Here is an 8,910-nt window from a genome sequence, read left to right on the forward strand (position 1 = left end):
CATGTACGATCTTTTGCATGAGTTTATTTTTTATGTTCAGAAAAAGCACAGAATGTATGGTTATGAAACAGATTATAGAATCCTTGCGGATAAATTGGATATTGCTGTTTCATATCATCCTTACAACACGGCTTTAACTTACAAGGCGTTCTTTCCAATCATCACCATCAATTACAACCAGAGCGTAGAGCGTGTGCGGTTCTGTGGAATGCACGAAATTGCCCATGTCATGCTTTCTGATTGCGGAATTGAAGAATCCATAGTGAATCACTTTGGAGGGGATGAACTGGATGCAGAGCCCTACATTGAAAAGTTCTGCAATGTGGCTGCATCACACCTGCTGATCCCCCATCCTGTGGTGCATGTGGCTCTGGACCGGTGGGACTACACTCCCATGGCCATTCTGGAAATGGCCAGGCTGAGCAGGGCAGACCTGCAGACAGCACTGAAGCGGATGGTGCACCTGCAGGAAACAGCCAGTGTTGCAGGCATGCTGTGCTCTGGACGTACAGTGCTGGACCTCAGCAAGCACAACTTCAGATTGCCAATCAGACGGTATGAAGTGCTGCCAAGCAACCATCCAGCATTCAATGCAGCCTCTGGACACAACACCAGAATAGAGATGGACGGTAATATAGATTTGTTGGTTACACGCATACAGAACACACAAAAGATTGTCGGTCTGTATGTCGGAACTTGGTAAAGGAGATAACCTATGCGAGTCGTAATCTTGGCATCTTTTCTGTTACTTAGTACAGCTTTAGGGCAAAAAATTGGTAATCCTCAAGCTTCATGTGAAAAGCTTTACACTAACGATGAAAGCATTCTTCTATTTTGTTCTGTGTCGGGAGCATATTCTTCCAATGGTAAAACCTTAATGTCAGTAGAGAAGAGAGCTGTTAAATTTTATGATATGTATCAAATTATTAATGATATTGATACAGGGAAAATTAGTAAGGAACACTTGGGAAGAAATACGGAAAGCGGATTTAGCGAATATTGGGTTAAAAATCAGATAAATAACACACAGGGTGCAATAGGTGCAGGACGTTACGATTTCCCTTTTAGGATCATTTTGAAACCGAATGTGGAATACACTTCAATCCTTTACTCTTTGACATTCTATTTTTCTGATAATACTCAAAAGTACGTTTCTACTAAAATTCCTATAAACATGGCAAAATTGAGGAAATGAAAGCAGCAATCTACCTCAGAGTCTCCAGCGACAACCAAACTGAGAAATACGGTCTGGCCACCCAAGAAGCAGCTTGCAGGGGCTATGCTGCTCGCTCTGGTCTGGAGGTCTTGGCGGTTTTCACCGATGTGATCAGCGGAACAAAGGAGACCAGAACCGGATTCACAGAACTGCTTGCCCGAGCGTCAGAGTTTGACGTATGTATCGTGTATGCGGTGGACCGGCTTGCAAGATCTGTGCCAGTGGCCTACACCCTACTATCTGCCCTCAGTGATGTGGGGATGCAGGTGCACAGTGCCATTGAAGGAGTTCTTGACGTTGTAGATGATGCAGCTGCCCTGAACTTTGGTCTTAGGGCGGTCATGGCAGATGCTGAAAGACGTAGGATCGTAACGCGCATGTACGCTGGCAAACTGGCAAAGGTCAGGGGTGGCCAGCCAGTGATCAAACCTGCTGCTTACGGCTACCGGGATGGCCAGATCCTTGAGGAGCAGGCGCAATGGGTGCGCTGGATCTTCAAAGAGATCTGTCACACAGGATCAAACCAACTGTGTGACCAGCTCACAGCTTGGGGAATCCCCACACCCACCGGACGGGGTGAATGGGGTACCAGCACCATCAGGCAAATTGTCAGGAACCCCCTCTACAAAGGCACATACGAGTATGGCCGAAAAGGGGAGAGGCTGACCATCTCCATGCCTGACATGCGCCTGGTCACCGATGCCATGTGGACAGCTGCAGGTGAAGCACTGGAAAGAAGGTACAGAAACCAGAACCGGCCAGGCTCACAACATGGCCTGTATCCCCTGATGGGATCCATCAAGTGTGGTCTGTGCAAATCCACCATGAGCGGCAACCGGCAAGGGGTGAACAAGCACCCGTATTACTTTTGCAGGGGTCGGCTGTTGCGCAGAAACAGGATCTGCACTCACAGCAAATATTACCCGGTGGATGACATTCATCAAGCAGTGCTAGAGGGTGTTAAACTGTTAAGTCGGGTCAAAGACCCTGAACTTCTGGCCAGCATGGTCGAAGTCCCGAGCACACCAGTCTTACCAGACCTCAGTGAAAAACGCCGCAAGTTGGAAGGCCAGAGAAAAAGGCTGAAAACTGCGTTCATTGAGCTTAGGGCGATCAGTGAGAAGGAATTCAAGGAAGACATGGACCGCATCGATGCAGCCATGAAAGCCCTGGAGGTGACTCCGCTGGTGCCTGAAGTTCCAGAGTTTGATGCTGTGGCATGGATGGCCAAACTGAAGACCCTGAAAGATGCACCGCTCTCTGAACTGGTCCGAAAAGCTGGTATCACAGTGATGGTGTTTCCCGGTGGAGATGTGAAGTTGAGGTTACGCAATGAATGACGTACAGAAGGAAAAAAACTGATGGGGGCTAGTGGTGCCACTTTCCACATCATCACTTATGGCTGCCAGATGAATGAATACGACACCCATCTGGTGGAATCCCAATTGGTGGCCCTGGGCATGGACATGGTGGATTCACCGGACCATGCCGATCTGGTGCTGCTGAACACCTGCGCAGTGCGTGGGAAACCCGTGGACAAGGTTCGGACGGTTCTGGGCTTGCTCAGAAAAGAGAAGCAGAAACGCAATCTGGTGGTCGGCATGATGGGCTGTCTGGCCCAACTGGAAGAAGGCCAGCAGATTGCCCGCAAATTTGAAGTGGATGTCCTGATTGGACCGGGTGCCATTCTGGACATCTCCAAAGCCTTGGAGAACAACGAGCGCTTCTGGAGCCTGCAATTCAAAGATGAACTGCACGACTTCATTCCGCCTGCACCCACCGGCAAGTTGCAGGCCCACCTGACCATCATGCGTGGATGCGACCACCACTGCACCTACTGCATCGTGCCCACCACCCGAGGCCCTCAGGTGTCCCGTCATCCTGACCTGATCATGAAAGAACTGGACATGCTGCTGGCCGCCGGAGTGCAGGAAGTGACCCTGCTCGGGCAGAACGTGAACAGTTATGGGATTGATCAGGGGCAGCGGGTGGCTGGCATTCCCAGTTTCGCTGAACTCTTGCGCATGGTGGGGAGCAGTGGCATCAAGCGGGTCAAATTCACCACCTCCCATCCCATGAACTTCACCGAAGATGTGGCGCAGGCCATGGCCGAAACCCCAGCGGTGTGCAATTACGTGCACCTGCCGGTCCAGAGCGGTTCCAATCGGGTTTTGCGTCGCATGGCCCGCGAGTACACCATCGAGAAGTATCTGGAGCACATCGCTGCCGTGAAGAAGTGGATGCCCGATGTGGTGCTGGCCACCGACATCATCGTGGGCTTCTCTGGCGAAACCGAAGAGGACTTCCAGCAAACCATGGACCTCTTTGATGAGGTGGGCTACGATCAGGCCTACATGTTTGCCTACAGTGCCCGTCCGGGGACACCCAGTTACAAGCACTTTGACGACATGCCCAGAGAAGTCAAAATTGAGCGCCTGAAGCGTTTGATTGACAAACAGAAAGAGTGGGCCCTCAAGAAGAATGGGGCTTTTGTGGGACAGGATGTGGAAGTCCTGTTGCGTGGAGATGCCACCGATCCCAGTTTGCTGGAAGGGCACACCCGGGGCAACCATCCCATTTTCATTCCCAAGGTGCCGGGTCTGGACCGACCGGGCATTTACACGGTCAGGGTCAGCCATGCCACGCCACACAGCATGTTCGGCAATTTCTTGGACGCTCAGGGACAGGTGCTTGTGCCTGTCAAGAACGCTGCAGTGAACGTTTAGACCTTCAAACCATAAGATCAAATGAAACCAGCATGCCTCCCTCTGTGGGGCGTGTGGTTTTTTTGTATGACTTTGTTCCCTACAATGATGAGAGACGGAGGTGCACAGCCATGGCAGACAAAGGACGAATCCTGATCATCGAAGATGAAACCGTGCTGCGCATGATGCTGCAACGCCTTTTGACCACTCAAGGTTATGACATTCTGGTGGCCGACCGTTACCACAGCGCAGAAGAAGCCATCACCTCGGGCCAAGCGGCCGATCTGGTGCTCATGGACCTCAACCTGCCTGGAGGCAGTGGTTTTGACCTGATCCGCCTGATCCGCACCCACTGGAAGGTGCCTGTGATTGTGCTTTCAGGCATGAAGCAAGAGGCCAGTGTGTTGCGTGCTCTGGAGGAAGGGGCTGTGGACTTTGTGCAAAAGCCTTTCAGCCCTCAAGAGTTGCTGATGCGCCTGAAAAGGTACCTGCCATGTGGCGACGTTTCGGCCTGATCAGCCTGAGTTTGCTGGCGTTCCTGATTGTGGGGGTGATCCTCGGGACGCTGGCTTTGCTGTCTTATGTGCTGCTCAAGCCTGAACTGGCCCAGCAATCTGAGGTGGTGTACCGTGTGTTGCTGGTGTGCATTGTAGGCGGTCTGGCAGCCATTGTGCTCACTGCCCTTTATCAGGTGTTTTACTTCACCTACACCGAGGCCATGCAACGCAAGGTTCAAAGGGAACAGGAAAAGTGGTCGGGGATCTGGTTTGCTGTGTTGTTCGAACAGGCCCCTCTGCCCGCCAGAGTCTCTGAAATCGGTGCCGACACCTTGATCCTGCTCAAAGAATCCCTGAAAGGGGAGGCCGCAGACCACATCCGCAGCATTTATGAGCAATGTGGCCTGCTGGAACGGGACCAGAAAGCCATGATCGGCTGGAACCTGCTGGAACGGCGGGTGCGTGTGCTGGAACGCTGGGCGGTGCTGGCCGATCCGCGCACCTATCCCACGCTGGTGGAGTATTGCCTCCATCCCCATCCAGAGTTGCGCCGTCTGGCGGTGCTGTCTCTGGCCCGTTCGATGGGGTACTCCGATGTGGGACCTGCCCATGTGGCCGTGACCTTTGAGCGTCTGCTCAATCTGGATCGCTTTGGCTCGGGTTGGATTGAACAGGTGCTGGTGCTGCTGGGCTCCTCCTCGGTGAAATTGATTCAGGACATTCTGGTGCGGTTTCCAGAGCCGATGAAACTCAGGGCGCTCAATGCCCTGATCCGTTTGCGTTTGTGGGAGTGCCTGCCAGAGTGCCTGCCGCTTTTGCGTTCACACAACCCGGAGATGCGTGCAGCCGTGCTCAAGGTGTTTTCCAGCCTTCAATATGTGCCAGAGGAAGCCACCACCGACGTGGCAGTGCTCCTGAAAGATCCGGTGTGGTTTGTGCGTTCACAGGCCGCTTTGGCTTTTGCGGGCATCCACGAGGAATGGGCTTTTCAGAAGCTGTATGACGCTCTGGCCGATCAGGCGTGGTGGGTGCGCCACAACATTGCAGGGGTTCTGCTGCAGAAAGGCCCGAAAGGCATGGAGACCTTGCAGAAAGCTGCCCATGGGCATCCAGACCGCTATGCCCGTGACATGGCCTCCCAACAAATTTTTGCTTTGCAGACAGGGATGTGACATTTTGTACTGCAAGGGTGGGGTTTGATGCTAAGGTGACGTTATGTCTTTTTTGCCCCTCCTTGAAGTGTTGATTCTGCTGTATTTTGCTGTGCTTAACAGCATTTATGCCATCAGTGTCCTGATTGCTTCAAGGGTGATGATCCTGCAAGCCCGTCGGGGTGAACGGGTGATTCTGAAAACCTATCTGGAACGGGAGTATTACAAACCCATCAGTGTGCTGGTGCCGGGCTACAACGAGGAGGCCACCATTGTGGCTTCGGTGCATTCTTTTTTGAACCTGCAATACCCCGAGTTTGAAGTGATTGTGATCAATGACGGATCAAAAGACCAGACCATGCAGGTCCTGATCGAGGAATTTGGGCTGGAAGCCACCATGGAATACCCTTCCAGAATCCTTTCCACGCAGGAAATCCGGGGCCTTTACCGTGCCCCTGCCCATCCCAACTTGCTGGTGATCGACAAGGCCAACGGAGGCAAAGCTGACGCCCTCAACGCAGGCATCGTGTATGCCACCAAACCCCTGTTCTGTGCGGTGGATGCAGACAGTTTGCTGGAGGCCGAAGCCCTTTTGCGGGTGGCCCGGCAGTTTCTGGAAGACGACTCTCTGGTGGCGGTGGGGGGCACCATTCGGGTGCTCAACGGTGCCGATTTTGCAGGGGATGTGGTGGAAACCCTGCATGCCCCGAGAAGCTGGATGGAACGCATTCAGGTCGTGGAGTACACCCGGGCTTTTCTGGCTGGAAGGTCCACCTTCAGTGAACTGGGGGTGCTTTTGATCATCTCTGGTGCTTTTGGACTGTTTTCCAGAAAGGCTGTGCTGGATGTGGGCGGTTACCGCACCGACACCGTGGGTGAAGACATGGAACTGGTGGTCCGCTTGCACCGCGAAATGCGTGAAAAACGCAAACCCTACAGTGTGCGCTACATGATGGATCCCATCTGCTGGACGCAGGTCCCCAACGATTGGGGCACCCTCAAACGCCAGAGGAACCGCTGGCACCGTGGACTTCTGGAAACCCTCTGGAGGCACCGCCGGATGTTTCTGAATCCCCGTTATGGCCGGATCGGGTTTTTCAGCATGCCGTTTTATCTGATTTTTGAAGCCCTCGCACCCCTGATTGAAATTCTGGGTTATGTGTTCATGGTGTATCTGGCGGTCACAGGGCAACTGAACCTGATTTTTGCTGTGGGTTTTCTGGTGATGGCATTGCTGTATGGGGTGCTGGTCAGCGTGGCCTCTCTGGGCATCGAGGGCTTCATGGTGAAACGCTATGCCAGCCAGAAAGACCGGGCCAGAATCATGCTGGCAACCATCGTGGAACAACTGGGTTACCGGCAGATTCTGGCGTGGGAAAGGGTCAAGGCTTTTGTGGACCTGTACCGCAAAAAAGGACAGTGGGGTTCCATGACCCGGCAAAAAATCCCAAGGTGAAGTTCAGCCCAATTCTGCGCACAGGCCCAGCAAACGGTCGTCTTCTCCGTGGGGCAGCATCACCTGCATGCCCACACTGACCCCCCTGAGCGGCAAAGGCACACTGACCACCGGAATGCCCAACATGCTCCATGGACTGGTGACGCGCAAAAAAGCCTGCCGGAGGGGCACTTTGCCCTCTGGAAGCTCGATGCTGTCTTCTCCGAGCAGAGGGGCAATGCAGGGCACCGCCGGAGCAATCAGCACATCGTACTGGTGGAAAAGGCCTTTGAGGTCACGCAGGCACATTTGCCTTTCTTGCATGGCAGACAGGTACTGCACAGCGCTGATGGCTTTGCCTTGATGCAGCAAGGTCCGGGTGAAATCTCCAAAGCCAGAGTCGTCTTTTTCCAATGCTGCACGGTGGGTGAAGGCTGCCTCAGAGAGCACAATGGTGGAATAGGTGCTGGCAGGCACCTGAAAATCGAACACCTCCACACTGGCCCCAAGACGCTGAAGTTTGTGCGAGAAGTTTTCGGTGGTTTCCCACACCTCTGGGGTGACCCAATGTTTGATGTTCCAGAGTCCCACCTTCAGACCTTTCCATGGGAGATGCAAGGGCCTGACGCCGGTGATGGCTTGATGGACCATCTGAATCATGGAAATGCTGCGTCCCAAAGTGCCCAGATGGTCACAGGTGGGGCTGAGGGGCAGCACCCCTTGGGTGTTGTACAGACCATGGGTGGGCTTGTAGCCGTATACCCCACACAGGGCAGCAGGAATGCGGATGCTGCCTCCTGTGTCGGTTCCCAGAGCAAAATCACATTCTCTGGTGGCCACCGTGATGGCTGCCCCACTGCTGCTTCCTCCAGAGATGCGATTGGGAGAAAGGGGATTCAGGGCTTGCCCGGCCACCGGATTCATGCCCATGATGCCCAGAGCAATTTCATGCAGGTGGGTTTTGCCCAGCAACACGGCTCCAGCCAGCAACAATTTCTGGGTGACTGGATTGTCTGGCACATGGGGCAACGGGGCATGGGTGCTGGCTTTGAGGGGCCAGGGAGACACCCCGATCAGGTCCTTGACGCTGAAAGTCAGGCCCTTCAGGAGCCCGGTGCTGCTTTTTTGCAGGGGTTCTGAGGGCTTGTATGCCCATGCGTGATGGTCCATGTCCATGTGCTTCAGGATAACAAAAGTGTTCAGGGCAAGCGGAAGGCTCCCTGCCAGAGCGTGTACTCCTGAAGGGTGGTTTGTTTCCCCTGTGCTTCGAGGAGGTATCCACCATCAAAGCGAAAGGTGTGGGTTTTGTCTGTTTTGAAGCCGTCTGGGATGGGGCCGGTGGTGTTGAGGTTGTAGGACAGGTTGCCAGAGGGAGGCAACACAAGGTCTGGAAGCTTGAGGGCATGGCTGATTTTGCCATTTAGAATCCACTGCCCGGAGATGTTTTTCAGATGCAAAGGAAAAGGATTGGGATTGGTCAGTTGCACCTGAAGGACATAGGACAGTTCAGCATTCATGGACACCTTGCTGTCCTTCAATTGCAGCTCTGGAAGGCGGATCACTCCAGAGGCTGCAGGAGCACATCCTGTCAGGACCAGTGCACAGATCCCCCAGAGGTTGAAGTTGCGAAGCATGCTTCAGTTTACTGCCTCAAGGGGTGCAACAAGACCTGAAAAAGTCTTTGTGTTTTCCCATTTGTGACATGATCATCTCTGTTATACCGTCAAGTTGCTTGTTCCTTAAAGAAAATGTAACACATTCAAGAAAAACCTGACAGAATTCTTACGGTCCTTTTGGATATTGAAAAATCCTGTCCAGAAAATGCTTTTTTCTATTGAGCATTTGGCTTTGCACTCTGGAGCATCCAAACACTTTTTTCTGTCTTTGCTGTACTCATGTTTCCTGA

The 8,910-nt window shown here is 53.1% G+C and carries 9 protein-coding genes; 7 read left to right on the forward strand and 2 right to left on the reverse strand.

Annotation, left to right across the window (positions count from 1 at the left end; translation table 11 throughout):
- Position 1: 1 nt before the first annotated feature.
- The 7 genes from Q371_RS18380 (at position 2) to Q371_RS18410 (ending at position 7,025) form a co-directional block, all read left to right on the forward strand.
- Positions 2 to 703, forward strand: coding sequence for an ImmA/IrrE family metallo-endopeptidase (locus Q371_RS18380; protein WP_034343119.1), 702 nt, complete (start codon positions 2 to 4; stop codon positions 701 to 703).
- A 12-nt stretch (positions 704 to 715) separates the two neighbouring features.
- Complete coding sequence (locus Q371_RS18385; RefSeq protein ID WP_034343121.1) at positions 716 to 1,195, forward strand: hypothetical protein; 480 nt, start codon at positions 716 to 718, stop codon at positions 1,193 to 1,195.
- Entirely contained in the window at positions 1,192 to 2,556 is a 1,365-nt protein-coding gene (locus tag Q371_RS18390) for a recombinase family protein (protein WP_034343124.1), read from the forward strand. Before Q371_RS18385 ends, Q371_RS18390 begins: the two co-directional genes overlap by 4 nt.
- A 21-nt stretch (positions 2,557 to 2,577) precedes the next feature.
- The gene (miaB, locus tag Q371_RS18395) at positions 2,578 to 3,942 is read left to right on the forward strand and encodes a tRNA (N6-isopentenyl adenosine(37)-C2)-methylthiotransferase MiaB (protein ID WP_034343126.1); all 1,365 of its coding nucleotides are present in this window, start codon (positions 2,578 to 2,580) and stop codon (positions 3,940 to 3,942) included.
- 110 nt (positions 3,943 to 4,052) lie between these two features.
- The gene (locus Q371_RS18400; RefSeq protein WP_034343161.1) at positions 4,053 to 4,436 is read left to right on the forward strand and encodes a response regulator transcription factor; all 384 of its coding nucleotides are present in this window, start codon (positions 4,053 to 4,055) and stop codon (positions 4,434 to 4,436) included.
- The gene (locus Q371_RS18405; RefSeq protein WP_034343128.1) at positions 4,415 to 5,590 is read left to right on the forward strand and encodes a HEAT repeat domain-containing protein; all 1,176 of its coding nucleotides are present in this window, start codon (positions 4,415 to 4,417) and stop codon (positions 5,588 to 5,590) included. The genes Q371_RS18400 and Q371_RS18405 overlap by 22 nt, the downstream gene beginning before the upstream one ends.
- A 43-nt stretch (positions 5,591 to 5,633) precedes the next feature.
- A complete protein-coding gene (locus Q371_RS18410) occupies positions 5,634 to 7,025 on the forward strand; it encodes a glycosyltransferase family 2 protein (protein WP_034343130.1) in 1,392 nt (463 codons plus the stop codon).
- Positions 7,026 to 7,028: 3 nt separating this feature from the next.
- Here the strand turns inward: Q371_RS18410 and Q371_RS18415 are convergent, their stop codons facing one another.
- Positions 7,029 to 8,180, reverse strand: coding sequence for an amidase (locus Q371_RS18415; protein WP_034343132.1), 1,152 nt, complete (start codon positions 8,178 to 8,180; stop codon positions 7,029 to 7,031).
- Between the two features lie 23 nt (positions 8,181 to 8,203).
- Positions 8,204 to 8,638, reverse strand: coding sequence for a hypothetical protein (locus Q371_RS18420; protein WP_034343134.1), 435 nt, complete (start codon positions 8,636 to 8,638; stop codon positions 8,204 to 8,206).
- Positions 8,639 to 8,910 lie beyond the last annotated feature (272 nt).

The sequence above is a fragment of the Deinococcus misasensis DSM 22328 genome, assembly GCF_000745915.1.
Lineage (GTDB): Bacteria > Deinococcota > Deinococci > Deinococcales > Deinococcaceae > Deinococcus_C > Deinococcus_C misasensis.

Bases quoted from the DNA above. Each gene is read 5' to 3' on its own strand.
- Q371_RS18420 (WP_034343134.1), bottom strand. From the start codon at position 8,638: ATGCTTCGCAACTTCAACCTCTGGGGGATCTGTGCACTGGTCCTGACA.
- Q371_RS18390 (WP_034343124.1), top strand. From the start codon at position 1,192: ATGAAAGCAGCAATCTACCTCAGAGTCTCCAGCGACAACCAAACTGAG.
- Q371_RS18415 (WP_034343132.1), bottom strand. From the start codon at position 8,180: ATGGACATGGACCATCACGCATGGGCATACAAGCCCTCAGAACCCCTG.
- Q371_RS18405 (WP_034343128.1), top strand. From the start codon at position 4,415: ATGTGGCGACGTTTCGGCCTGATCAGCCTGAGTTTGCTGGCGTTCCTG.
- Q371_RS18385 (WP_034343121.1), top strand. From the start codon at position 716: ATGCGAGTCGTAATCTTGGCATCTTTTCTGTTACTTAGTACAGCTTTA.
- Q371_RS18400 (WP_034343161.1), top strand. From the start codon at position 4,053: ATGGCAGACAAAGGACGAATCCTGATCATCGAAGATGAAACCGTGCTG.
- Q371_RS18410 (WP_034343130.1), top strand. From the start codon at position 5,634: ATGTCTTTTTTGCCCCTCCTTGAAGTGTTGATTCTGCTGTATTTTGCT.
- Q371_RS18380 (WP_034343119.1), top strand. From the start codon at position 2: ATGTACGATCTTTTGCATGAGTTTATTTTTTATGTTCAGAAAAAGCAC.
- miaB (WP_034343126.1), top strand. From the start codon at position 2,578: ATGGGGGCTAGTGGTGCCACTTTCCACATCATCACTTATGGCTGCCAG.